Source organism: Massilimicrobiota sp. An142 (genome assembly GCF_002160725.1).
GTDB classification, from domain to species: Bacteria; Bacillota_I; Bacilli_A; order Erysipelotrichales; family Coprobacillaceae; genus Allocoprobacillus; species Allocoprobacillus merdigallinarum.
This window is the reverse complement of sequence record NZ_NFLD01000034.1, coordinates 1-24,847: the sequence shown is the minus strand read 5'-3', so window position 1 is coordinate 24,847 and position 24,847 is coordinate 1. Positions and strand designations below refer to the sequence as shown.

General features: G+C 30.8%; 23 protein-coding genes and 1 other RNA gene. 22 read left to right on the top strand and 2 right to left on the bottom strand.

Translation table 11 applies throughout. The features are described 5' to 3' along the window. Positions 1 to 112: 112 nt before the first annotated feature. The 12 genes from B5E87_RS12370 to B5E87_RS12315 all read left to right on the top strand — a co-directional run bounded on the left by B5E87_RS12370 (position 113) and on the right by B5E87_RS12315 (position 11,385). On the top strand, positions 113 to 1,213 hold the full coding sequence (locus tag B5E87_RS12370; protein ID WP_087245268.1) for a BMP family lipoprotein: 1,101 nt from the start codon (positions 113 to 115) through the stop codon (positions 1,211 to 1,213). A gap of 71 nt (positions 1,214 to 1,284) precedes the next feature. Next, on the top strand, positions 1,285 to 2,817 hold the full coding sequence (locus tag B5E87_RS12365; RefSeq protein ID WP_087245266.1) for an ABC transporter ATP-binding protein: 1,533 nt from the start codon (positions 1,285 to 1,287) through the stop codon (positions 2,815 to 2,817). Further along, a complete protein-coding gene (locus B5E87_RS12360; RefSeq protein WP_087245264.1) occupies positions 2,807 to 3,916 on the top strand; it encodes an ABC transporter permease in 1,110 nt (369 codons plus the stop codon). The genes B5E87_RS12365 and B5E87_RS12360 overlap by 11 nt, the downstream gene beginning before the upstream one ends. Further along, positions 3,913 to 4,875 carry an ABC transporter permease gene (locus B5E87_RS12355; RefSeq protein ID WP_087245262.1) on the top strand — a complete coding sequence of 321 codons (963 nt, stop codon included), beginning with the start codon at positions 3,913 to 3,915 and terminating at the stop codon, positions 4,873 to 4,875. The genes B5E87_RS12360 and B5E87_RS12355 overlap by 4 nt, the downstream gene beginning before the upstream one ends. Positions 4,876 to 4,959: 84 nt before the next feature. Then, positions 4,960 to 6,234 (top strand): EF-P 5-aminopentanol modification-associated protein YfmF, encoded by a 1,275-nt coding sequence (yfmF, locus tag B5E87_RS12350; RefSeq protein ID WP_087245260.1) that lies wholly within the window; start codon positions 4,960 to 4,962, stop codon positions 6,232 to 6,234. Then, entirely contained in the window at positions 6,221 to 7,516 is a 1,296-nt protein-coding gene (gene yfmH, locus B5E87_RS12345; RefSeq protein WP_087245258.1) for an EF-P 5-aminopentanol modification-associated protein YfmH, read from the top strand. Before yfmF ends, yfmH begins: the two co-directional genes overlap by 14 nt. A gap of 61 nt (positions 7,517 to 7,577) precedes the next feature. Then, positions 7,578 to 7,738: non-coding RNA, 6S RNA (gene ssrS / locus B5E87_RS12340), on the top strand. A gap of 17 nt (positions 7,739 to 7,755) precedes the next feature. Continuing rightward, the gene (locus tag B5E87_RS12335; protein WP_087245256.1) at positions 7,756 to 7,971 is read left to right on the top strand and encodes a DUF896 domain-containing protein; all 216 of its coding nucleotides are present in this window, start codon (positions 7,756 to 7,758) and stop codon (positions 7,969 to 7,971) included. An 88-nt stretch (positions 7,972 to 8,059) separates the two neighbouring features. Further along, positions 8,060 to 10,033 carry a transketolase gene (gene tkt, locus B5E87_RS12330; RefSeq protein ID WP_087245254.1) on the top strand — a complete coding sequence of 658 codons (1,974 nt, stop codon included), beginning with the start codon at positions 8,060 to 8,062 and terminating at the stop codon, positions 10,031 to 10,033. A 71-nt stretch (positions 10,034 to 10,104) separates the two neighbouring features. Beyond that, on the top strand, positions 10,105 to 10,458 hold the full coding sequence (locus B5E87_RS12325) for a hypothetical protein (RefSeq protein WP_087245252.1): 354 nt from the start codon (positions 10,105 to 10,107) through the stop codon (positions 10,456 to 10,458). Positions 10,459 to 10,518: 60 nt separating this feature from the next. After that, positions 10,519 to 10,719, top strand: coding sequence for a YneF family protein (locus tag B5E87_RS12320; RefSeq protein ID WP_087245250.1), 201 nt, complete (start codon positions 10,519 to 10,521; stop codon positions 10,717 to 10,719). Positions 10,720 to 10,743: 24 nt separating this feature from the next. Then, positions 10,744 to 11,385, top strand: coding sequence for a histidine phosphatase family protein (locus B5E87_RS12315; protein WP_087245248.1), 642 nt, complete (start codon positions 10,744 to 10,746; stop codon positions 11,383 to 11,385). A gap of 30 nt (positions 11,386 to 11,415) precedes the next feature. Here the strand turns inward: B5E87_RS12315 and plsY are convergent, their stop codons facing one another. After that, positions 11,416 to 12,024, bottom strand: a complete 609-nt coding sequence (gene plsY, locus B5E87_RS12310; RefSeq protein ID WP_087245246.1) for a glycerol-3-phosphate 1-O-acyltransferase PlsY — start codon at positions 12,022 to 12,024, stop codon at positions 11,416 to 11,418. A gap of 160 nt (positions 12,025 to 12,184) precedes the next feature. Between plsY and parE the strand changes: the two genes are divergently transcribed. Continuing rightward, positions 12,185 to 14,113, top strand: a complete 1,929-nt coding sequence (gene parE, locus B5E87_RS12305; RefSeq protein WP_087245244.1) for a DNA topoisomerase IV subunit B — start codon at positions 12,185 to 12,187, stop codon at positions 14,111 to 14,113. A gap of 11 nt (positions 14,114 to 14,124) precedes the next feature. After that, on the top strand, positions 14,125 to 16,683 hold the full coding sequence (gene parC, locus B5E87_RS12300) for a DNA topoisomerase IV subunit A (RefSeq protein ID WP_087245241.1): 2,559 nt from the start codon (positions 14,125 to 14,127) through the stop codon (positions 16,681 to 16,683). A gap of 1 nt (position 16,684) precedes the next feature. Here the strand turns inward: parC and sigK are convergent, their stop codons facing one another. Then, positions 16,685 to 17,368: an RNA polymerase sporulation sigma factor SigK gene (gene sigK, locus B5E87_RS12295; RefSeq protein ID WP_087245239.1), complete on the bottom strand. Its 684-nt coding sequence runs from the start codon at positions 17,366 to 17,368 to the stop codon at positions 16,685 to 16,687. A gap of 99 nt (positions 17,369 to 17,467) precedes the next feature. On the opposite strand from sigK, the gene yqeH reads away from it, so the two are divergent. From yqeH to B5E87_RS12255, 8 genes are all read left to right on the top strand, one after another. Then, entirely contained in the window at positions 17,468 to 18,568 is a 1,101-nt protein-coding gene (yqeH, locus tag B5E87_RS12290) for a ribosome biogenesis GTPase YqeH (protein WP_087245236.1), read from the top strand. 16 nt (positions 18,569 to 18,584) lie between these two features. Further along, positions 18,585 to 18,872 (top strand): ribosome assembly RNA-binding protein YhbY, encoded by a 288-nt coding sequence (yhbY, locus tag B5E87_RS12285; protein WP_087245234.1) that lies wholly within the window; start codon positions 18,585 to 18,587, stop codon positions 18,870 to 18,872. Further along, entirely contained in the window at positions 18,869 to 19,969 is a 1,101-nt protein-coding gene (locus B5E87_RS12280; RefSeq protein ID WP_087245232.1) for a nicotinate-nucleotide adenylyltransferase, read from the top strand. The genes yhbY and B5E87_RS12280 overlap by 4 nt, the downstream gene beginning before the upstream one ends. Then, the gene (gene rsfS, locus B5E87_RS12275; protein WP_087245230.1) at positions 19,969 to 20,316 is read left to right on the top strand and encodes a ribosome silencing factor; all 348 of its coding nucleotides are present in this window, start codon (positions 19,969 to 19,971) and stop codon (positions 20,314 to 20,316) included. Before B5E87_RS12280 ends, rsfS begins: the two co-directional genes overlap by 1 nt. Continuing rightward, positions 20,313 to 21,032: a class I SAM-dependent DNA methyltransferase gene (locus B5E87_RS12270; protein ID WP_087245228.1), complete on the top strand. Its 720-nt coding sequence runs from the start codon at positions 20,313 to 20,315 to the stop codon at positions 21,030 to 21,032. Before rsfS ends, B5E87_RS12270 begins: the two co-directional genes overlap by 4 nt. Further along, complete coding sequence (locus B5E87_RS12265) at positions 21,029 to 21,724, top strand: 5'-methylthioadenosine/adenosylhomocysteine nucleosidase (RefSeq protein WP_087245226.1); 696 nt, start codon at positions 21,029 to 21,031, stop codon at positions 21,722 to 21,724. Before B5E87_RS12270 ends, B5E87_RS12265 begins: the two co-directional genes overlap by 4 nt. 36 nt (positions 21,725 to 21,760) lie before the next feature. Further along, the gene (locus B5E87_RS12260; protein WP_087245224.1) at positions 21,761 to 24,094 is read left to right on the top strand and encodes a peptidase U32 family protein; all 2,334 of its coding nucleotides are present in this window, start codon (positions 21,761 to 21,763) and stop codon (positions 24,092 to 24,094) included. 104 nt (positions 24,095 to 24,198) lie between these two features. Beyond that, positions 24,199 to 24,540, top strand: coding sequence for a helix-turn-helix transcriptional regulator (locus B5E87_RS12255; protein WP_087245222.1), 342 nt, complete (start codon positions 24,199 to 24,201; stop codon positions 24,538 to 24,540). Positions 24,541 to 24,847 lie beyond the last annotated feature (307 nt).

Below are 24,847 nucleotides of genomic sequence, written 5' to 3'. Positions count from 1 at the left end.
ATATTCTAAAAAAGGGAGAATGACGAATATAAAGATATTTGTCGTTTTCTCTTTTTATTTTGTGAAAATAATGTTAAAATATGGTTAGAATGTTAAAGGAGGAAAACAAGATATGAAAAAAATGTTTGTGTCTTTATTGGCATTATCAATGATGCTAGTAGGATGCGGAAGCGATGGAGGAGATTCTGAAGGAAAGAATCAAGATGGTTATGAAATTGCACTTGTTACTGATCAGGGAACAATCTCTGACAAATCATTTAACCAATCTGCATGGGAAGCTGTTGAAGAATATGGTGAAAAAAATAAGGTAACATACAAGTATTATAAGCCATCAAGTTTTGATACTGCTGGTTATACTCAGCAGATTGAAAATGCGATTGATAATGGTGCTAAAATCATCGTTTGTCCTGGATTTAAATTTAACCAGACAATTGCTAATATTCAAAATGAATACCCTGATATAAGCTTTATTTTGGTTGATGCAACACCTGCAGAAGCTGATGAAAAACCTGCTGAGCCAGCAAAAAATGTTTATTGTGTTAAATATGAAGAAGAACAACCAGGATATTTAGCTGGATATGCTGCTGTCAAAGAAGGTTATACAAAACTAGGATTCATAGGAGGTATTGCATTGCCTTCAGTTATTAACTATGGTTATGGATATTTACAAGGAGCTAATGATGCCGCTAAAGAATTAGGAATTAATGTTGATGTAAAATATACATATACTGGAACATTTAATGAATCACCTGATATTCAGTCAAAAGCTGCTGGATGGTATAATACAGATACTGAAATTATTTTCTCTTGTGGTGGTCAAATCTGTAACTCAGTCTTTGCTGCTGCTGAACAGACAAATAAAATGACTATTGGTGTTGATAGTGATCAAAAAGATGCAAGTCAAACTGTTTTAACTTCAGCTATGAAAGGTGTTAAGAAATCTGTTTCTGATGAAATTGCTGCTTTTTATGCTGGTGAATTTGAAGGTGGATTACATGTTTTAAATGCTGAAGGAGATTATGTTGGTTTATCTGATGATTTCTCAAGATTTAAGAAATTTACAAAAAATGATTATGATAAAATTTTTGAATCAGTTAAAAATGGATCTATAAAAATTATAAGTAGCGAGGATGTTGATGAAAACGCGAAAGGTGATCCAAATACAAAAGAATTAAAAGATGTATTAACAAATGTTACAGTTTCTTATGAATAACAGTGAGAAAAGGGGTAGGTGAGATGCCTACTCTTTTTTAAAAGATATTGCTAAAAAAAGAGGTGAGTGTTTTGAATTATGCAATAGAGATGTTAAATATTACAAAAGAATTCCCTGGTATTAAGGCTAATGATAATATTACTCTACAAGTTAAGCAGGGAGAAATTCATGCACTATTAGGGGAAAATGGTGCTGGAAAATCAACATTAATGAGTATTTTGTTTGGACTTTATCAGCCTGATGAAGGTATGATTAAAATCAATGGCCAAGAAGTCAAAATTAATAATCCTAATGATGCAAATAAATATGCAATAGGAATGGTTCATCAGCATTTTAAACTTGTTCATAATTTTACTGTATTAGAGAATATTATTTTAGGGGTTGAAAATTCAAAATTTGGACTTTTAAAAACAAACGAAGCTCGAAAAAAAGTAATGGAGTTATCTCATAAATATCATTTAAACGTTGATCCTGATGCTTATATTGAAGATATTACAGTAGGTATGCAACAACGTGTTGAAATATTAAAAATGTTGTTTAGAGATAATAATATTCTTATTTTTGATGAACCTACGGCTGTGTTAACGCCACAGGAAATTGATGAACTGATGCATATTATGAAAGGTCTCATTAAAGAAGGAAAATCGATTATTTTTATTACTCATAAGCTTAATGAGATTAAGGCTGTAGCAGATCGCTGTACTATTTTACGTAAAGGAAAATACATTGATACAGTGAATGTGGCTGATGTTACAAAAGAAGAACTTTCTGAAAAAATGGTTGGAAGAAAAGTTAACTTTAATGTAGAAAAGGCAGAACCAAAATTAGGTGATGAAGTTTTAAAGGTAGAGAATTTGACTTATCATCCTAAAACTGCTCATAAAGATATTTTAAAAAATATTTCTTTTGAAGTTAAAAGAGGGGAAATTGTTTGTATTGCAGGAATTGACGGTAATGGTCAAAGTGAACTTGTTTATGCTTTGACAGGAATGATTCCTATTCAAAAAGGACATATTTATTTAAAAGGTGAGGATATTACAAAGGCATCTATTCGTAGACGTAGTGATAAAGGTATGGCTCATATTCCTGAAGATAGACATAAACATGGTTTGGTATTAGACTACACTTTAGCAGAAAATATGATTTTAAGAAATTACGATAAACCCGAATTTCAAAATCATGGTTTTATCCGTTTTGATAAAATGAATACTTATGCTGATGGATTGATTGAAAAGTTTGACGTTCGTTCTGGTGAAGGTGGAAAGTCAATTGCTAGAGGAATGTCTGGAGGAAATCAACAAAAAGCGATTATTGCTAGAGAAATTGACAGTCAATCTGATTTATTAATTGCAGTTCAGCCAACAAGAGGATTGGATGTTGGCGCTATCGAATTTATTCATTCACAGTTAGTTAAACATCGTGATATGAATAAAGCGGTTTTATTAGTATCTTTGGAATTGGATGAAGTCATGAATGTGAGTGATCGTATTCTTGTTATGTATGAAGGAGAAATTGTTGCTGATTTAAATCCTAAAGATATTGATGTCAAAGAATTAGGACTTTATATGGCAGGATCAAAGAGAGGTGAAGGATATGAAAAATAAAATATCATTATTGTTAAAAAAGGAAGGTTCAAAATCTTTTGCTTCTTCATTGATTGCTATTGCATTAGGGCTTTTATTTGGATTTATCATTATTTTAATTGCAAATCCAGGTGATGCTTTGGAAGGATTAAAACTTCTTTTAACAGGTGGTTTTTATCGAGGTGCTAAAAGCTTAGGACAAGTTTTCTATTTGGCAGTACCTATTATGATGACAGGACTTTCAGTGGCATTTGCATTCAAATGCGGGGAATTTAACATTGGAACACCTGGTCAATATATTATGGGGGCTTTTACAGCAGTATTCGTTGCATTAAAATGTAATTTTATTCCCAATTCTATTTTATGGATTGTTTGTATTATTGCTGCTGGATTAGCTGGTGCTTTATGGGCAGTTATTCCAGGAGTATTGAAGGCTTATAGAAATGTTAATGTTGTTATTTCATGTATTATGTGTAACTATATTGGGATGTTGCTTGTTATTGAGGGAATAAAAGCAACAATTTATAATCCAACAGGAGCTGAATCTTATTCCGTTCCTAATGAAAAAGCGATTCCTGCTTTTGGATTAGATAAAATTTTCCCTGATTCTAATATAAATTTTGGTATTGTGATTGCAATTCTATTATGTATATTGGCTTATATCATTATGAATAAAACAACTTTTGGATATGAATTAAAAGCTTGTGGATATAATCCTGATGCAGCAAAGTATGCTGGTATGAATGAAAAGAAGTGTATTATTTTATCTATGGCAATTGCTGGTTTCTTTTCTGGTGTTGGGGGAGCTATTGCTTATTTGTCTGGAACTGGGAAAACATTGCCTATTTCTGAAGTTTTACCAGCAGAAGGATTTAATGGTATTCCAGTAGCTTTATTAGGATTTAACAATCCTATTGGTTGTATTTTTGCAGCTTTGTTCATTGGATACATTAATGTTGGTGGAAATTATATGCAATCATTAAATATTGCTGTTGAAGTTATTGATATCATTGTAGCTTCAATTATATACTTTAGTTCATTCACTTTATTTATTAAAATGATGTTTAATAAATATAAAAACAAAAAACAAAAGTCAATAGAAGGAGGGCATGAATCATGAGTATTGTTTACTTCTTATTTGCTCAAACTTTATTGTTTGCCATCCCTTTATTAGTAGTAGCCTTAGGTGGTATGTTTTCTGAACGTAGTGGAGTTATTAATATTGCCCTTGAAGGTATCATGATTCTTGGAGCCTTTTTTGGAGTTTTCTTTATTAACTTTATGCAGACAAATCAAATTATGAGTGGACAGGCATTATTAATTCTTGCACTTCTTGTTTCTGGAATAGTGGGTGCTTTATTTTCATTACTTCATGCATTTGCATCTATTCATTTAAAGGCTGACCAAACCATCAGTGGAACTGCTTTGAATTTATTTGCACCTGCATTTGGTTTATTTATTGCTAAAACAATTCAAGATGGTGTACAAAGTGTTATGTTTGAAAATCAATTTAGAATTGTTGAAGTGCCTATTTTGTCACAAATTCCAATTCTTGGAGATTTATTCTTTAAAAATTGTTATTTAACAACATTTGTTGGAATTTTCGTTCTTATTATTTCATATGTTTTCCTTATGAAAACAAAAACAGGATTAAGATTAAGATCATGTGGAGAAAATCCTCAGGCTTCTGATGCGGCAGGAATTAGCGTTTATAAAATGCGTTATTTAGGTGTTATTCTTTCAGGATTTTTAGCAGGAATGGGAGGATTAATTTATATTTTACCAATTAGTACAGAATTTAACTGTAATGTAGCTGGATATGGTTTTTTAGCTTTAGCTGTACTTATTTTTGGAAACTGGAAGCCTTGGCGTATTGCTGGAGCAGCTTTCTTCTTTGGAGCAACAAAGACAATTGCTTATACTTATACATCTATTCCATTTTTAGCAACTTTATCATTGCCTGCGACAGCTTATAAACTCATACCTTATTTAGCAACGTTGATTTTATTAGCTTTTACATCTAAAAATTCTGCTGCACCACGTGCAGAAGGAGAACCGTTTGATAAAGGTAAACGTTAAGATCAAGAGAATCTCTTGGTCTTTTTTATTTTAATTTGTTGAAAATTGAGTATAATATATGTGTATACGAATTGGAGGTTATTTATGGAAAACGTCTATCAAATGTCGGGATATACTTTACATCTTATTCCAACTCAAAAATTTAAAACGATGACAATTTCATTAAGATTACAAAGTCCGTTATTGAAAGAAACGACAACAATGAGAACATTATTAACATTTGTCATGATGGCAGCAACACAAGATTATCCATCTACTAAATCTTTGGCACGTTATCTTGATGAAAACTATGGAGCAAGCTTGTCTACGCATATTACAACAAAAGGAAAGTCACACGTTATCAATGTGACAACAAGCTTTGTGAATGATGCTTATTTGCCTACAAAAGAAAACTTATTAGAAAAGCAATTACAATTATTAAGTGATTTATTTTATCGTCCATTGATAGTTGACAATGGTTTTGATGAAACAATCGTACAACTCAAAAAGAAAGAATTAAAAGAAAAACTACAAGCTAATAAAGATGATAAGTTTTCATATTCTTTAGATAAATTGTTTGAATATATGGGTAGAGATCAAGTGTTGGGTATTCCAAGTACTGGTTATGAAAATGAAATTCAAAAGATTACACCTCAACAGCTTTATCAGTATATGAAAAAATGTATTGTTGAAGATGAAAAACATATTTATGTTGTTGGTGATATTCCAGAAAATATTGTAGATATTTTTCAACGTCTTTTGCAATTTCCAGAACAATACTATGATTATCCTTCAGCATATATTTTTCAAAGTCCTCGTCATGAACTTTTAGAAGTCATTGAAAAACAGGATATTACGCAATCTAAGTTGAATTTAGGATACCAGATTGAATGTGATTTTACATCGCCACAGCATTATGCATTTACTGTCTTTAATGCCATATTTGGTGGATTTTCACAATCACGTTTATTTCAGGTTGTAAGAGAGAAACATAGTTTATGTTATTATATTTCTTCTAGTTATGATGCTTTTAATGGCATGATGATTGTCAATGCAGGAATTGAACAGAAAGATTATCAAAAAACTCTTGATTTGATTCATCAACAGCTTAGTGATTTACAAAATGGAAATGTTCATGAAGAAGAAATGAAAATCGCAAAAATGATGCTTACAAATGCCTTAAAAAAGACAAATGATGAAGCAAGCAGTATGATTGCCTTGGCTTATAACCGTGACATCACTCATGTTCGTGAAACGAGTGAAGAATATATTGAAAAACTAATGAATGTAACTTTAGAAGAAATTGTTGAAGTTGCTAAAAAAGTAAAACTGGATACAATTTACTTCCTTACAGGAAAGGAGTTCCATGAAAATAATTAAATATCCAACATTAAAGGAAACGTTATATTATGAAGAAATGAAAAATGGATTAAAAGTTTATCTTTTACCTAAAGTTGGTTTTTCCAAAACATATGGTCTGTTTTCTACACGTTTTGGTTCTATAGATACGACTTTTGTTCCTCTACATAAATCTGAAATGATAAAAGTTCCTGATGGAATAGCTCATTTTTTAGAACATAAAATGTTTGAAATGGAAAATGGTGATGCAAGTGATGCCTTTGCAAGATTAGGTGCGAATACAAATGCTTTTACTTCTTCTTCAAGAACTGCATATTTATTTAGTACAACAAGTCATGAAAAAGAATGTATTGAGTTATTACTTGATTTTGTACAAGATATTTATTTAACAGATGAAAATGTTGAAAAAGAAAAAGGAATCATCAATCAGGAAATCAGAATGTATGATGATGATCCAGACTGGCGATGCTATTTTGGAAGTATTCAAAACTTATATCAGCATCATCCTGTGAAAATTGATATTGCAGGAACTGTTGAAACAGTTGCTTCTATTGATAAAGATACATTAGAAAAATGTTATCATACTTTCTATCATCCTAGTAACATGATGTTATTTGTGGTAGGAAATATTGATCCTCAACAAATTATGCAGCTTATTAGAGAAAACCAGGAAAATAAGCATTTTGAAAAAGAAAATCCTATTCAAAGAGAAGTTGTTAATGAACCATTAGAAGTAGCACAAAATGATGCAACTTTATATATGGATGTAACTATGCCTAAAATCATTGTATCATTAAAAATAAATGATATTTTACAAGCGCCACAAGAACGTTTAAAAAGAGAATTAGGTATGAACTTATTATTAGATATTTTCTTTGCAAAGAGTTCTTCATTATATGAGAAGTGGCTAACAGATGAATTGATTAATGATAGTTTTAGTGCTCAATTTACACAAGAAAGAGATTATTGTTTCTTACAAATAGGAGGAGATACTCTATATCCTGATAAATTGAAAGACAAGATTTATGATTTTGTTAGACATATTCATGATTATTCCATTTCTAAGGATGATTTTGAACGTCTAAAGAAAAAAACAATGGGGATTTTGATATCTGTTTTCAATAGTCCTGAAGCTATTGCGAATATGTTTAGTCGATATTATTTTGAAGGTGTTATGATTTTTGAATTAATAGATTGTTTAAATGATTTAACATTAGATGATTTAAATCAATTAAAAGATTTATTTGATATACAATATATCAGTTCATTTACTGTTTTACCGCAAAATCAATCACAAAAATAAAGACATTTTATAGAATGAAAGATTTCACTATTTACACAATTTATTTTTATGTTATAATGTGAGTGACCTAAGAGATATATGTATTTCCTACACGATAGATAAGGGAATCTGACTGTTGTCTGATGGTGTTGAAAACCTATCTTGAATAGGGATCCTAAAATTGGACACAAGATACCCACCTGCATATACCAGGGATTAATCTAAAAAACTCTTAGGTTTTTCTTTTTGAGGAGGAAAACATGGAGAAAATAAGTGATGAGATGATTAATGAGATTAATGCTCTTGCAAGAAAAAGTAAAACTGAAGGTTTAAATGAGGAAGAAAAGAAAAGACAACAGGAATTACGTAAAGAATATCTTCGTTTATTTCGTAAAGGGTTTAAACAACAGCTTCAGCATGTCAAAGTTGTCGATCCTAAAGGGAATGATATAACACCTTCTAAACGAAAAAACTAAGGAAATCTTAGATTATGTCAAATCTTGTTTGATATTCATGTGTTTTTGTGTATAATGTTAGTGTGTTAGAAGGAGGAATAATGAGATAATGAATCAATCTGAACTATCAATTGCAACGATTAGATCACTTGGGATAGATATGATTAATAAAGCTAACTCAGGACATCCTGGAATGGTATTAGGATCTGCTCCAGCTTTATATTCCTTATTTACAAAAGAGTATAAAGTTTTTCCAGCACATTCTCAGTGGATTAATCGTGATCGTTTTGTTTTAGCAAGTGGACATGCGTCTTCACTGTTATATAGCCTATTACATTTATCTGGTTTCCAAGTTTCAATGGATGATTTGAAACAATTCAGACAATGGGGAAGCTGCACACCAGGACATCCTGAAGTAGAACTGACAGATGGTGTTGATGCTTCTAGTGGACCTTTAGGTCAAGGTATCCCAATGGCTGTTGGAATGGCTATGGCTGAAGCTTTTTTAGCAACAAGATACAATAAAAAAGATTATCCAGTGATTGATCACTATACATATGTATTATGTGGTGATGGAGATATGCAAGAAGGTGTCACTTATGAGGCTTCATCATTGGCTGGGCATCTTTCATTAGGAAAGCTTATCGTGCTTTATGATGCGAATAATGTGACTCTTGACGGTCCTTTAAATTATTCATTCAGTGAAGATGTAAAGAAACGTTATGAGTCTATGAATTGGCAAGTCATTTGTGTTCAAGATGGAAATGATTATGAAGCTATTGCAAAAGCCATTAAAAAAGCTAAAAAAGAAGTTTATAAACCGACTTTAATTATCGTGAATACTATTATTGGATTTGGTTCTCGAAATCAGGGAACAAGTAAAGTTCATGGTGCTCCTCTTGGAGAAGAAGATGGACAATATGCAAAAAGACAATATGGATTTGAATATGATAATTTCTTTGTTCCTGAAGAAGTTTATGATGATTTTAAGAAAAATGTATTTAATCGTGGTAAACGCGCTTATAATAAATGGAACAAAATGATGGATACATATAAAACAGAATATCCTGAGTTATACCAGGAATTATTCCGAAATATAAATGATGAATATTCTTTTGATGAAACTGCTTTTATAAAAGAATATCAAGATGGTATAAGTGAAGCAACACGTGTAACAAGTGAAAAATTAATCAATGCTATTGCAGCACAAAACCCAACATTCCTATCAGGAACAGCTGATTTAGCATCTTCTACAAAAACAATTATCAAAGATGCAGAACGTTTTAGCTGTGATAATTATGGAGGACGTAATTTATTCTTTGGAATCCGTGAATTTGCAATGGTTGCAATAATGAATGGGATGACTTTACACAAAGGTATCAAGGTTGCTGCTGGTGGATTTATGGTGTTTAGTGATTATTTCAAAGCTGCTTTAAGAATGGCATGCTTAATGAAATTACCAATTATTTTACCATTATCACATGATTCAATTGCTGTAGGGGAAGATGGTCCAACACATCAACCAGTTGAACAATTGGCAATGTTACGTTCAATGCCAAATATTCAAGTGATAAGAGCAGCTGACGCTTATGAAATGTGTGGCGCTTGGAAAAAAGCGGTTGAAACAAATGATTGTCCAACTGCGCTTATCTTAACAAGACAAAATGTAACAAATATCACTCATGCAACTTATGAAGATGTTTGTCATGGGGCATATGTTGTTTCTCAAGAAAAAGACAATTTAGATGGTATTATCATTGCAACTGGTAGCGAAGTAGAATTAGCTATGCAGGCACAAAAGGCATTATTAGAACAAGGAAAAGATGTTCGAGTTGTATCAATGCCTTCAATGGAATTATTTGATCAGCAGGATGATTCATATAAAGAAAAGGTTTTACCAAAACATATCAGAAAACGTCTTGCTGTTGAAATGGCTTGTGATTTTGGTTGGCATAAATATGTGGGATTAGATGGAAAAGTTATTTCTGTTAATCAATTTGGTGCAAGTGCTCCAGCCAATATCGTTATCCAAAAATATGGTTTTACTGTTGAAAACATTGTTGAAACATACTTATCACTTTAAGAACCTGTAATAGGTTCTTTTTTTGACATATTTTTTATTGGTAAAGGATTATAATAAACATGGTGATGAATATGAAATATAAAATTGTTTGCGTTAAGGAACGTTTTGTGGAATTTGTAAATATGTATCCTGATTTTTTGAAACAAGTTTATCAGGAACAAGATAATATGTATAAGACTAAACAGATAGAATTGATTTTTTCTAATATGGTCAACGAAAAAGAAAAACTTTTACATAAAATTCAATCACGTGAACATTATTCCTATTATCATGGAATTCATCAGCTTTTTAATCCTATAACTCAAGAAAAGATGACAATTATCATGAATGAATATGATTTACAAATAGAAGAAGAGGGTAACAATCATCATATATATGATATGATATCGTCTTTTTCTAAAAATTTTTATATGATTACGAAATAATTTTGCAAAAAGCATAGGACTATGTTATAATAATTTGGTAATTGAATGGAGGATTGAAAAATGTTATATGGAATTTTAGGACTTTTAATAGGTCTTGTTATAGGATTCTTTGCTGCTCGTTATTTCTTCAAAAGAAATTTAAAGAAGAATCCACCAATTAATGAAAAAATGATTCGTGCTATGTTTATGGAAATGGGACGTAAACCTAATGAAACACAAATCAAACGAATTATGAAAAGCATTAATGATCAATATAAATAAGGGATATCCCTTATTTTTTCGTATATGAAGATATATATAACGCGTCATTCTAAAACTCTTTGGAATGAACAAAAAAGGTTGCAGGGACGTTTAGATTCCCCATTGACTCAAGAAGGTATTGATAATGCTCTTGCCTTAAAAAAATATCTCACAGATAATGCTTTGCAATTTGATTGTGTTTACTCTAGTCCCATACCACGTGCCTATCAGACAGCTTGTTTATTATTTGGTCAAGAAAAAGTAATAACTGATGATCGTTTGATGGAAATGAATTTTGGAGTTTTTGAAGGACAAAAAATTGCTGATTTATTAAAAAATCAGCACGAATTATATTACCAGTTATGGAATCAACCAGAGTTGTTTGAGAGAATTCCACAAGGTGAAAGTTATGATGAAGTCATGGCAAGAGTCAAAAGTTTTTTGAATGATTTAAAACAAATGGACTCAGATAGTCAAATCTTTATTGTTACTCATGGAATGTGTTTTGTGATTTTTATGGCTGTTATTTTACAATTAGACAAAAAAGATTTCGTAAAAATCAATCAACAGATTGTTGAAGGGTGTTCTTTAACGTGTATTGAAGAACATGATGGCATTTATCAAGTTTTATCTTATAACGATCATCATTTTTTACCGCATGTTATGCATGCAAGTTTTGCAAAATAAAAACCTGAGTGTTTAAAAACATTCAGGTTTTTACATCCATGTAATTTTATTTTCAGTACCATTTCTTAATCTTTGAATATTACTTCTATGTTTATAGACAAGTAAAGCAACTATACATATATTCGTGATAATACCAATTGTGCTGTAACCTAAAAAAGGTGATATAACTGCAATTGATATTGCTCCAAGAATTGATGCTAAAGAAACATATTTTGAAATCTTTAATGTAAGCAAGAAAATAACCAATGCAATACAGAATGCATAAATATTTGTCATTAATGCATACCCAATAGCGACTGAAACAGCTTTTCCGCCTCTAAATCCAGCAAAGATAGGATAACAGTGTCCTATCACACATGCTAAAGCACATGGGTAAATAATATTCATATCAAGTTCCATATATTTGGCAACTGTTCCAGCAATAAGAATAGAAATACAGCACTTAGAAGCATCTAATATAATAACTGATAGTCCTGCTTTTTTTCCTAGAACTCTTCCAGCATTGGTTCCACCTAAATTACCAGAACCACTATTTCTTACATCAGTATGATAAAATAGTTTTCCTATAACTAAGGCAAATGGTATTGAACCGTATAAATATCCCATTAAAATTAATAGTAAATATATTAATATATCCATTTTTTCACTTCCCCGAGCTTTATTATACATAAAAAAGGAGAAAAATCAATTTTTTTAAAAGATTTGCGAAAATTCTAGAAATTTGCTAGAATATGAATTCTCTAGCAATATCAAATAGTTTTTGATATAATTATAAAGTTGGAAAAGGAGGAAATCAGATATGAAAGCAAATCACTATGATGAATCTAACATTCAAATTCTTGAGGGACTAGAAGCTGTCAGAAAGCGTCCAGGTATGTATATAGGTTCAACAGATTCAAGAGGTTTACACCATCTTGTATGGGAAATTGTTGATAATTCTATTGATGAAGCACTTGCTGGATTTGGTAAAAAAATCACTGTCACAATTGGAAAAGATAATAGTATTCGTGTTGAGGACGAAGGGCGTGGAATGCCAACAGGTATGCATGCTTCTGGTAAGCCTACAACAGAAGTTATTTTAACGATATTACATGCTGGTGGTAAGTTTAGTGAAGATGGTGGTTATAAAACATCTGGTGGTTTACATGGTGTTGGATCGTCTGTCGTGAATGCTTTGAGTGAATGGTTAGAAGTTACAGTTTATCGTGATGGTAAAATTCATCAACAACGCTTTGAAGATGGGGCTAAAATCATTTCACCTTTAAAGGTCATTGGTAAAACGTCTCGCACTGGAACAATCATTCATTTTAAACCGAATCAGAATATTTTTTCGACAGTTGAATTCAATTACTCAACAATCTGTGAACGATTAAGAGAAAGTGCCTTCTTATTAAAAGGAATTGAGATGAATGTTATTGATGAAAGAACTGGGAAACATGATTCATTTCAATATGAAAATGGATTAGAAGCTTTTATTGAATATTTGAATTATGATAAAAAGACACTTCATTCTACAGTATCATTTGATGATGCTTCTCATCCTATTGAAGTTGAGATTTCTTTTCAAATCACAGATGGATATCAGGAAAATCTGATTTCTTTTGTTAATTTAGTAAGAACTGGTGATGGTGGAACACATGAAACAGGATTCCGTTCTGGCTTTACGAAAGTTTTCAATGAGTATGCCAGAAAATATGGATTATTAAAACCGAAAGATAAAAACCTTGAGGGTAGTGATGTAAGAGAAGGGCTGACTGCTGTTATATCAGTTAAAATCCCTGAATCATTATTACAATTTGAAGGACAGACAAAATCTAAATTAGGAACTCCTGAAGCAAGAAATATAGTTGAAAATGTTGTTTATGAACAGGTTAATTATTTTTTAGAAGAAAATAAAGAAACCGCTAATGAACTTGTAAAAAAAATGATTAAAGCTTCACAGGCAAGAAATGCAGCTAGAAAAGCGAGAGAAGAAGCAAGAAAAGGTAAAGGAAATAAAGTTGAAAAGATATTAAGTGGAAAGCTTGCTCCGGCACAGTCAAAAGATAAAAAAAGAAAAGAATTATATTTAGTCGAAGGTGATTCTGCAGGTGGAAGTGCAAAGCAGGGAAGAGATCGAAAATATCAGGCTATTTTACCATTACGTGGAAAAGTTATTAATACTGAAAAAGCAGCAATGGCTGATATTTTAAAAAATGAAGAAATTAGTACAATTATCAATACTGTTGGTGCTGGTGTTGGTGCTGATTTTAACGCTGATGATTCTAATTATGCAAAAGTCATTATCATGACCGATGCTGATACTGATGGTGCGCATATCCAGGTTTTATTACTAACTTTCTTCTATCGTTATATGCGAGGTTTAATTCAAGCAGGAAAAGTTTATATCGCTTTACCACCTTTGTATAAGGTATCTAAGAAAAATGGAAAACATGAAGATGTTGTTTATGCATGGGATGATGAAGAATTAGAAAATGCAAAAAAACAGATAGGGCGTGGATATAATGTTCAGCGTTATAAAGGTTTAGGTGAAATGAACGCTGATCAATTATGGGAAACAACTATGAATCCAGAAACAAGAACTTTGATTCAGGTTTCTATTGAAGATGCTGCATTGGTTGAACGTAGAGTGTCGGTTTTAATGGGAGATAAAGTTGAACCTAGACGTGAATGGATTGAAGACAATGTTCAATTTTCTTTAGAAGATTCATTTTTCATTAATCAATAGGGAGGTCTAACATGAAAGAAAAAATCATAACCCAGTCGCTGGATGACATTATGGGAGATCGCTTTGGAAAATATTCTAAATATATCATTCAAGATCGTGCATTACCAGATGTAAGAGATGGGTTGAAACCTGTACAACGTAGAATTTTATATGCAATGTACAAAGAAGGAAATACACATCAAAAACCATATCGTAAATCTGCCAAAACTGTTGGTAACGTTATTGGTAATTACCATCCTCACGGAGATATTTCTGTCTATGAAGCTATGGTACGTTTGTCACAGGATTGGAAAATGCGTATGCCTTTGATTGATATGCAGGGAAATAATGGTTCTATTGATAATGATCCTGCAGCCGCTATGCGTTATACTGAAGCGAGATTATCGCCCATTGCATTGGAGTTATTAAAAGACATTGACAAGGAAACAGTGCAAATGGCACTTAACTTTGATGATACTGAATATGAACCAACGGTTTTACCAGCTAAATTCCCTAATTTATTGGTTAATGGTGCAACAGGAATTTCATCTGGTTACGCAACTGATATTCCACCACATAATTTAGAAGAAGTTATTGATGCAACGATTTATCGTATTTCACATCCACATTGTTCATTAGATGATTTAATGAAATTTATGAAAGGTCCTGATTTTCCAACAGGAGCGATTGTTGAAGGTTTAAATGGTATCAAAAAGGCTTTTGAAACAGGTAGAGGAAAAGTTGTTGTCCGTTCACAGACTCAAATAATTGAAGAAAAAAATATAAATAAAATTGTGATTACTCAGATTCCTTATGAAGTGAATAAAGCTGAACTTGTTAGAAAATTAGATGAAATTCGTTTTCAAAAAAATATTGATGGTATTATTGAAGTTCGTGATGAATCTGATCGTAATGGATTAAGTATTGTGATTGATTTAAAGAAAGATGTAGATGTTCAAAATACTTTAAATTATTTTTACAAGAATACAGATTTACAAAAGAATTATAATTATAATATGGTTGCGATTAAAAATAAACGACCAGTCTGCATGGGAATTGTTGATATTTTGGATGGCTATATTGAACATCAGATTGAAGTCATTACAAAGCGTTCTTTGTTTGATCTTCATAAAGCTGAAGATCGTAAACATATTGTTGATGGTTTGATTAAAGCTGTTTCTATTTTGGACGAAGTTGTTCATACGATTCGTCATTCACATGATAAACAGGATGCTAAAAAGAATCTTCAATTACAGTATCAGTTTTCTGAAAAACAGGCAGAAGCAATTGTAATGTTGCAGTTATATCGTTTAACAAATACGGATATTGTTTCATTAGAAAAAGAAAAATCTGATTTAGAGGTCTTAATTCAAACATTAAACAATATTCTAGCAAGTGATAAAGTATTAAGAAAAGTCATTATAGATGAATTAAAACAAATTAAAAAGCAATATCCAAGTCCACGTTTAACAGAGATTAAAGATGAAGTTCAAGAAATTGTTATTGATGAAGAAGCTATGATTCTTCCTGAAGACATCTATGTATCTATTACTCGTGATGGTTACGTGAAAAGAATATCTCAAAGATCATATAAAGCAAGTGAAAATATTGCGTTTGGAAAGAAAGATGATGATGTTTTATTAGATTTGCATTTTGCTAGTACTTTGGATAAATTGCTTGTCTTTACTGATAAAGGAAACTATTTATTTATTCCATTGCATAAATTAGAAGAATTTAAATGGAAAGAACTTGGAAAACATATCAGCTATCTGATAAAAGTATCACCAGAAGAAAAAATGATTGGATCTATTCTTGTCAAATCATTCCAAAGACCATTATATGTTTTATTAGCAACACGTTTAGGACAAATGAAACGTGTCTCTCTTCAAGATTTTGAAGTCACAAGATACAGCAAACCAATCAAATGTATGAATTTAAAACAAGATGATCAATTATTACAAGTTTCATTAACAGATGATCATCAAGCTATTGTTTTAACATCATCTTTAGGATATGTATCGCTTTATAGTGAACAGGAAATTTCTATTTTAGGATTAAAAGCAGGTGGAATCAAAGGAATCAATTTGAAAAATGATTCATTAGTTGCTATGAATACATTTGATCCACTGCATTCTTATTCTTATGTTCTTATTAGTGATCAGCCAGGAATTAAGCGTATGAGAATTTCTGATATACCAAGCTGTAATCGCTCAACCAAAGGAACATTAATTTTTAAATCACCAAAGACAAATCCAATCCATGCTTTATCAGCTTATGTTTTAGATGTTCAAGATACACTCATTATCGAAACACAAGAACATAAAGAAACGGTTGCTATTAAGGATTATTCATTATCTCAAATCTCACAAAAACCAAGTATCATTCAATCTTTAAAGAACGAAAATATTACATATATTTATTATCAAGGGGTATTATCTACGGATTTATATCAGAATGTTACAGAAACTCAAGATTTATCTACAACTCAAAATGTAAAAAAGGTTGAAAAGAGTCAACCTTTAGAACCACAACAACAAGATAAACATTTTGAACCTATTTCATTTGATGACTTATTTAATGATGATTTCTAATTTATGAAGAATGAATATATGCTTTAAGAAGCTTAATTAAAGCACGTTTTTCTAAACGTGAAACATAAGAACGAGAAATATTCATTTGCTGAGCGATTTCTTTTTGGGTATATATACGATGATGATTAAGCCCATAGCGATAAATGAGTATTTCTTGTTCACGAGGTGTCAGTAATGTAAAATATTCTTGTAATTTTTGAATCTGATCATTGGTTTGAATCTGTTCAACAATATCTTTATCTTTGGCAGGGATAATGTCAAGTAAAGTCATTTCTCCGCCATCTTTGTCAACACCTAATACTTCATTTAATGAAACATCAAGAGCTGTCTTTTTATGATGACGCAGATGCATTAAAATCTCATTTTCTATACATTTAGCAGCATATGTTCCTAGTTTTGTTGATTTATCAGCATTATAACTATCTACTGCTTTGATAAGGCCAATTGTACCAATACTAATCAGATCTTCTTGTAAATCTTTAGAACTTTCATATTTTTTAGCGATATGTGCAACTAGTCTTAAGTTATGTTCAATTAGCGCATTTCTAGCATTCTGATCACCTTGAAAATATTTTTCTAATAACTCATTTTCTTGTTGTGGTGTTAATTGGGGTTTAAATGCTTGCGTTTTAATAAACGAAACAAATAAAAATTGTTGTAATAATGCAATAATTGTTGTAAACATAAGTCACCTCAAAATATTATATGAAATTTGTCGATGTTTATGTTTATCTCTTTTCATTAAATAAGAAATAGTATACAATAAGCGAGAAGGAAGGTATATATGGAAGAAGTAAAAAAATGTTATGGTTGTGGTGCTATCATTCAAAGTCATAATGAAAAGCATATTGGTTATGTTCCTAAAAATGCAACTCAAAGAGAACATATCTTATGTCAGCGTTGCTTTCAATTAAAAAATTATCATAAATTGCAGACAACAAATCTCACAAAAGATGATTTTTTAAATTTATTGGATCATATTGGTGAAAAAGATTGTTTAGTTGTGTATATGATTGATTTATTTGATTTTCAGGGAAGCATGATTCCTGGGTTATTACGTCATATTGGTTTTAATGATGTCCTGGTTTTAGCTAATAAGCGTGATCTTTTACCTAAATCAGTAAAAGAACGTAAGTTAGAACATTGGGTGAGAAGACAATTAAAACAAGAAGGAATAAAACCAGTAGATGTGATTGTGACTAGTGGTAAGAAAAATATGAATATGGATTCGATTTATGATGCTATTATGTCATATCGTAAACAAAGGGATGTCTATGTTGTAGGTGTAACAAATGTTGGAAAATCTACTTTTATCAATGCCTTATTAAAACATTATGCTCAAGTTGAAGAACAGAATTTAATTACTGTTTCAGAATTCCCTGGGACAACACTTGATTTTATTGAAATTCCATTAGATAATCATTCATATTTATATGATACACCAGGAATTATTAATGATCATCAAATGACTCATTTTATTGATCCTCAGGATTTAAAAAAGATTATTCCTCAAAGTGAATTGAGACCTATTGGTTTTCAGTTACAGGAAAAACAGACTATTTATTTTGATGGATTAGGAAGAATTGATTATATCAGTGGTGATCAGGCAAGTTTTATTACTTATTTTTCTAGACAACTTAAAATTCATCGTACAAAAACAAGCAATGCTGATGCATTGTATAATCGCCATAAAACTTTTTCATTTGAATTAAATGGTATGGATTCAATTGAAAAAATGAAAACATATGATTTTACCTTAAAACCTGGAAAATGTGATATTGTTATTTCAGGATTAGGGTTTATAACCATTTCATCTCATGGTGGAAAAGTTAAAGTTCATGTTCCACCTCAAATTTCAGTTATGATTAGAGAAGCAATTATATAAAAGAAAGGAAACAATTATGTTAACAGGTAAACAAAAAAGATATTTAAGAAGTGAAGCACATCATTTAAAAGCTATTTTTCAGGTTGGTAAAGAGGGTGTTTCTGCTAATCAGATTAAAGGTATTGATGATGCTTTAGAAGCTCAGGAATTAATTAAAGTGAAGATATTAGAAAGTTGTCCTGATGATGTGAATAGTGTAGCTGTTGAATTAAGTATGCATACAAAAGCAGAAGTTGTTCAAATTATTGGTCGTACGATTGTTTTTTATCGTCATAGTCCTCAAGGAATTTATCGCTTACCATGAAAAAAATAGGATTATTTGGCGGAAGCTTTGACCCTATTCATAAAGCACATGTAGAAATTGCCATGTGTGCAATTGAACAGCTTCAATTAGACGAAGTGCAATTTATTCCTACACGACATAATCCATGGAAAAATCAAAGTTGTGCCAATGCTAAAGAGCGTTTACATATGATTCATTTGGCTATTCAGGGCAATGATAAACTCACAGTGAATACAATTGAACTTGATGATGATCAAAATCAAAAAAATTATACTATTCATACTCTTGAAAAGATCATTGAAAAACATCCCAATAACAAATATTATTATATTATGGGTATGGATCAGGCAAATGCTTTTGATAAATGGAAAAAAGCTAAAAAAATTTCTAACTTAGTACAGTTAGTTGCTTTTCAGCGTGGAGGATATGAGCCATTATTGGATGTTTTAAATCAATATCATTTTCTTGTTTTAAATAATCGTCCTGTCTATGCATCAAGCAGTGATGTTAGACAGGGGCATATTGAAATGTTAGATCCCCATGTATTGCGTTATATTTCAAGTCAGGGATTATACTTAGAAACAATGGTTGCTTCACGTATGAAAGAAAAACGTTGGAAACATACATGTAGTGTTGCTCAATTGGCTAAAAAGATTGCTAAAGTAAATCATTTGAATGAAAAACAGGCATATATTGCAGGGATTATGCATGATGTTGCTAAAGAAATGGATCAAAAAGAAGCAACTGTTATTATGCAAAATTATTTTCCAGAATATATCTCTAAACCATATCCTATATGGCATCAATGGTTATCAAGATATGTAAGTGAACATGAGTTTTTAATAGAAGATCCTATTATTTTAAAGGCTATTGAAGACCATACAACTGCTTCTGTTGATATTTCATTGATTGGAAAATGTCTATATGTTGCAGATAAATTAGACCCATTAAGAGGTTATGATTCATCAAAGCAGATTGAATTATGTAAAAAAGATATAAATGCAGGATTTAGAGATTCATTGATAGATTTTTATGAATTTTCAAAAAAGAAAAATAGAGAAATTGACGATTGTTTTTATGAAATTTATGATTATTTCGTTGTAAAAGGAGAAAAATAATGACAAAATTAGAATGTGTTGTAAAGGCTATGGATGACAAACTTGCTACTAACATTACTGCTATTGATATGCGTGATGTAAGTCCAATGTTTGATACTTTTGTTTTATGTACTGCTAGCAATGAAAGATTAATGCAGGCAATTACTGATAATATTCAAGATGAATGTGCTAAGAATCATTATGAAGTCAAAAGTATTGAAGGATTAAGAAATTCTAAATGGATTCTTATAGATTTAGGAGATATTGTTTGTCATATTTTTGAAGCAGCTGAAAGAGAAAGTTATAATTTGGAAAAATTATGGGGAGATATGCCTCGTATCAACATTGAAGGAATGTTGGCCAAATGAGTTATGAAAACTTTGCTTACTATTATGATAGCTTAATGGATGAACAATTTTATGAAGATTACTATCAATTTATATTGGAACATTGTCAATTTGAAGAAGTTTTTGAATTGGGATGTGGAACAGGTGAAATTGCTATTCGTTTAGCTAAAGATCATAAAACTGTATATGCTTCTGACATTTCTACTGATATGTTAGAAGTTGCAAAACAGAAGGCTATTGCTAATCAAGTAAATCTTATTTTACAAAGAGTTGATATGTGCGACTTTGAAATTTCACGACCAGTTGATCTTATCTTATGTTTGTGTGATTCTATCAATTATTTACTTGAACCACATCAGATTATGCAGACTTTTCAAAATGTATTTCGTTCATTAAAAGCTGAAGGTACTTTTATTTTTGATATTGATAGTTTATACAAAATGAATGTTATTTTAGATCAATATTCAGAAAAAGAAGAAGATGAAGAGTTTGTTTTTGAATGGCGTGTTGATAAAATAGATGATGGATATGTGCATCATCATGTTTATATTGAAGATAAACAAGAATCTGAAATAGTTGATGAAGATCATTATCAAAAGACTTATTCGGTAAATCAATATTTATACTGGTTAAAGGAAGCTGGTTTTTCGCAAGTTGATTATTATAGTGATTTTCATGAATATCATGATGATTGTGAAAGAATTATATTTGTATGTCAAAAGGAGGAAACCATATGATAGCAGTTGTTGGAGCTATGGAAGAAGAAGTTGCTGAAATAAAAAAGTATATGGATATAACTTCTATGCAGACAATTCATGGATATACTTTTTATGAAGGTACAATAGCGAATACAAAAGTTGTAGTTGTACAAGGTGGTATTGGAAAAGTGAATGCAGCTATTTCAACCACTTTGTTATTAACAAATTATGATATTGATTTTCTTATTAATGTAGGTTCTGCTGGTGGACTTTCTTTATCACAAAATGTTGGTGATGTTGTTATTTCAACAGGGGTTCTCCATCATGATGTTGATGTAACTGCTTTTCAACGTGAACTTGGTGAAGTGCCAGGAATGCCACGTATCTTTGAACCAGACAAAAAAGCTTTAAAACTGGTTGAAAATATTTTAAAAGATCTTCATCTGTCGTATCATATGGGGCTTATTGTTTCAGGAGATCAATTTATTTGTCGTGATGATCAGGTTAGTCAGATTAAAAAGAATTTTCCTGATGCAATATGTGCTGAAATGGAAGCTGCATCTATTGCACAGGTTTGTCATGTTTTTCAAGTTCCATTTATTATCACAAGATCTCTAAGTGATATCTATCAAAAAGGTGAAAATCATGTGCAATTTGATGAATATTTAAAACAAGCTAGCCAAGCTTCTGCAAAAATGTGTTATCATCTTATTTCTATATTATCGCAATAACACTTGTTATTGCTTTTTTATATAAGGAGGATCTCTATGAAAAAAATTGAATTATTGGCTCCTGCTGGCGACAAAGAATCTTTAATTGCTGCAGTACAAAATGGTGCGGATGCTATATATTTAGGTGGAACTTTATTTAGTGCACGTGCTTTTGCAAAAAATTTTGATGATGAACAACTACAATGGGCAATACAATACGCTCATTTATATGGTGTCAAAATCTATGTTACTGTAAATACGTTATTTAAAGATGCAGAGATAGATGCTTTGATTTCATATTTGGATAAATTATATGAATTTCAAGTAGATGCCCTGATTATCCAAGACGTTGGATTATTTGATATTGTCAGAACTTTATATCCTGATTTTGAAATTCATATGAGTACACAATCTTCTATTATGAATCACTATGGTGTCAATTATTTTGAAAAATGTGGTGCATCACGTGTTGTATTAGCACGTGAAAATACATTAGAAGATATTCAATCTATTTGCCAAAATACATCTATAGAGATTGAAGTTTTTGTTCATGGAGCTATGTGCGTGTGCTATTCTGGACAATGTTTAATGAGCAGTATGATTGGAAAAAGAAGTGGAAATAGGGGACAGTGCGCCCAACCATGTCGTTTGCCATATCAATTATTAAAGGATGATCAAGTTTTACCTGAAAAATATCCTTTTATTCTATCACCAAAGGATATGATGACAATAGAACATGTTGGTGCTCTTATTGAAGCAGGTGTTTCTTCATTGAAAATAGAAGGACGTATGAAAAGGCCAGAATATGTTGCCAGCGTTACACGTGCATATCGCCAAGCAATTGATGCCTTTTATGAACATAAAAAAATTGATTTACAGCCCCTTATTCATGATATGAAGGCGATGTTTAATCGCAATTATACTTTAGGTTATTTAAAACATGATACTCATCTTGTAGATGGTGACTATTCTGGACATAGAGGTAGTATTATTGGTGAAGTTTTGTATTATCATAAAAAACAAAAAAGAGTGGGGATTCGTTTAAAAGATACACTCATGCAAGGTGATAGCATTGTTTTTGAAAATATTGATAAAGGAAGACCAGTCAATAAAATCTATCATCAAAAAAAATTAGTGAATAAAGCTTATTCAAATGATGTGATTGAAATAGAATTTGATTATTATGTTGATCGAGGATTGGTTAGAAAAACACTTGATACAAATGTTGTTGAAAAAATGCAACAGACATATCAAAAATCACCACGAAAAGTCTCAATATCTATGGAGTTTGAAGCCCGTATATATCAAAGAGCAAGACTTATTCTTAAGAAAGAAAATTTAAAAGTAACAGTTGAATCACAACAGGAAGTTCAATTAGCTCATAATACGCCTCTTGAAAAACAGAGAATCAACCAGCAGTTATCAAAACTGGGATCTACACCATTTATAGCAGAGCATATACAGATAAACATAGATGAAGGTATTTCAATGCCTATTAGAGATATTAATGAGATGCGTAGACATGCAACAGATATGTTGATTGAAAAATTATCTCAAAAAAAAATACATCATCATAGTCGACAAAAAATGTCTACATATAGCCAAAAAAGCACTTCTCAAGCACCTCAATTTTATATTCTTGTTCATTCCATAGAACAATTAAAAACAGTCATTCAATATCCTTTTGATACAATTATTTATCCTTATCAGGAAAATATAGAAAAAGCTTATGAAATTTGTCAAAAATATCAAAAGAAAATGATTATGATGACATCTCCTGTTATGAAAGATGATGATATTGAAGATGTATTATCATCACAGATTTATTCGCAAATAGATACAATATTGGTAAATGATTATGGTGCATATATGGCTTTCCAAGATAAAAAACTGGTTGTGGGTCAGGGCTTAAATATTTATAATTCGTATGCTGCACATCATTATCATCAACCATATTTGGTTTCTTTAGAAATGTCAACAACTGAGATTAAACATTTGCAGGTTGATTTAACACATTGTCTTGTTCAAATCTTTGGTAAAACAACAAATATGATTAGCGAATATTGTCCAATTACTCAATATTATTTTGGATATCAAAATAAGCATTGTCAAATGTGTAAACAAGGTCATTTTGCCTTGAGAGATCGAAAAAATGAGAAATTTGACATAATGGTCGATAATAAATGTCGCATGCACTTATTAAATGCACATACACTTTTTTATGATCAATTTAAACAATTACCAGTTGGTGGATTCCTTATTGCGTTCACTAACGAAGATCAGCAACAAGTTCAAATGGTGATGGATGATTTTATGCAGATGATCTATAACCAACAAAAGAGCCATATTCGACAGAAAATAAAAGTAACTTCAGGATATTTCAAAGAATAATGTTGAATCATCAATATTTATGTCTTTCACAAAAAAAGTTTTTTCATATTCTAAATTGCGATTGTTTTTCATTCATGATATAATATTATTATGGAGGTGACCTTATGGCAATAGATATGGATTTAGCTAAAAGACTGAAGGTTTATCGTAATTTTAAACACCTTACTCAAAAAGAAGTTGCTTCTCATCTTAATGTTCCACATTCTGCTATTTCAGATATTGAAAATGGTAAAAGAGATGTGACAGTTAGTGAATTAAAAATTCTTTCACATCTTTATGGACGTAGTGTTGAAGAAATTATGAGTGGTAAAAAATACGATTATTATAATATTGCAAATATTGCACGTCTATTAACAGAATTGCCAGATGATGATTTAAAAGAAGTTATGTTTATTATTGAATATAAACGTAAAAGAGTTGAAGAAAAAAATAAAAACAACCAATAAAAAGAAATTAGTTACAGAAGCTAATTTCAGGCTGTTGACAAAGTGGTAGAATTTTTTATTAAATCTACCACTTCTTTTTATTTTTTATGCAAATTGATAAATTTGTACTATTTTCCTTATATGTCTTTCTTTTTTGTTCGGTGAGGTCGTATTTATGAGACCTCTCCTTTTTTTCATTCTCGCCAATTTGTTGAATGCCAAATTAAATAAAAAGAAAAATAAAGAAAATAGTCAAAATAAAAGAAAAAGTCTTATCAAAGTGAATGAATAAGAAATAATCACTTTAAATGATAAGACTATTTTAGTA

Bases quoted from the DNA above. Each gene is read 5' to 3' on its own strand.
- B5E87_RS12370 (WP_087245268.1), top strand. From the start codon at position 113: ATGAAAAAAATGTTTGTGTCTTTATTGGCATTATCAATGATGCTAGTA.
- B5E87_RS12360 (WP_087245264.1), top strand. From the start codon at position 2,807: ATGAAAAATAAAATATCATTATTGTTAAAAAAGGAAGGTTCAAAATCT.
- B5E87_RS12355 (WP_087245262.1), top strand. From the start codon at position 3,913: ATGAGTATTGTTTACTTCTTATTTGCTCAAACTTTATTGTTTGCCATC.
- yfmF (WP_087245260.1), top strand. From the start codon at position 4,960: ATGGAAAACGTCTATCAAATGTCGGGATATACTTTACATCTTATTCCA.
- yfmH (WP_087245258.1), top strand. From the start codon at position 6,221: ATGAAAATAATTAAATATCCAACATTAAAGGAAACGTTATATTATGAA.
- B5E87_RS12335 (WP_087245256.1), top strand. From the start codon at position 7,756: ATGGAGAAAATAAGTGATGAGATGATTAATGAGATTAATGCTCTTGCA.
- tkt (WP_087245254.1), top strand. From the start codon at position 8,060: ATGAATCAATCTGAACTATCAATTGCAACGATTAGATCACTTGGGATA.
- B5E87_RS12325 (WP_087245252.1), top strand. From the start codon at position 10,105: ATGAAATATAAAATTGTTTGCGTTAAGGAACGTTTTGTGGAATTTGTA.
- B5E87_RS12320 (WP_087245250.1), top strand. From the start codon at position 10,519: ATGTTATATGGAATTTTAGGACTTTTAATAGGTCTTGTTATAGGATTC.
- B5E87_RS12315 (WP_087245248.1), top strand. From the start codon at position 10,744: ATGAAGATATATATAACGCGTCATTCTAAAACTCTTTGGAATGAACAA.
- plsY (WP_087245246.1), bottom strand. From the start codon at position 12,024: ATGGATATATTAATATATTTACTATTAATTTTAATGGGATATTTATAC.
- parE (WP_087245244.1), top strand. From the start codon at position 12,185: ATGAAAGCAAATCACTATGATGAATCTAACATTCAAATTCTTGAGGGA.
- parC (WP_087245241.1), top strand. From the start codon at position 14,125: ATGAAAGAAAAAATCATAACCCAGTCGCTGGATGACATTATGGGAGAT.
- sigK (WP_087245239.1), bottom strand. From the start codon at position 17,368: ATGTTTACAACAATTATTGCATTATTACAACAATTTTTATTTGTTTCG.
- yqeH (WP_087245236.1), top strand. From the start codon at position 17,468: ATGGAAGAAGTAAAAAAATGTTATGGTTGTGGTGCTATCATTCAAAGT.
- yhbY (WP_087245234.1), top strand. From the start codon at position 18,585: ATGTTAACAGGTAAACAAAAAAGATATTTAAGAAGTGAAGCACATCAT.
- B5E87_RS12280 (WP_087245232.1), top strand. From the start codon at position 18,869: ATGAAAAAAATAGGATTATTTGGCGGAAGCTTTGACCCTATTCATAAA.
- rsfS (WP_087245230.1), top strand. From the start codon at position 19,969: ATGACAAAATTAGAATGTGTTGTAAAGGCTATGGATGACAAACTTGCT.
- B5E87_RS12270 (WP_087245228.1), top strand. From the start codon at position 20,313: ATGAGTTATGAAAACTTTGCTTACTATTATGATAGCTTAATGGATGAA.
- B5E87_RS12265 (WP_087245226.1), top strand. From the start codon at position 21,029: ATGATAGCAGTTGTTGGAGCTATGGAAGAAGAAGTTGCTGAAATAAAA.
- B5E87_RS12260 (WP_087245224.1), top strand. From the start codon at position 21,761: ATGAAAAAAATTGAATTATTGGCTCCTGCTGGCGACAAAGAATCTTTA.
- B5E87_RS12255 (WP_087245222.1), top strand. From the start codon at position 24,199: ATGGCAATAGATATGGATTTAGCTAAAAGACTGAAGGTTTATCGTAAT.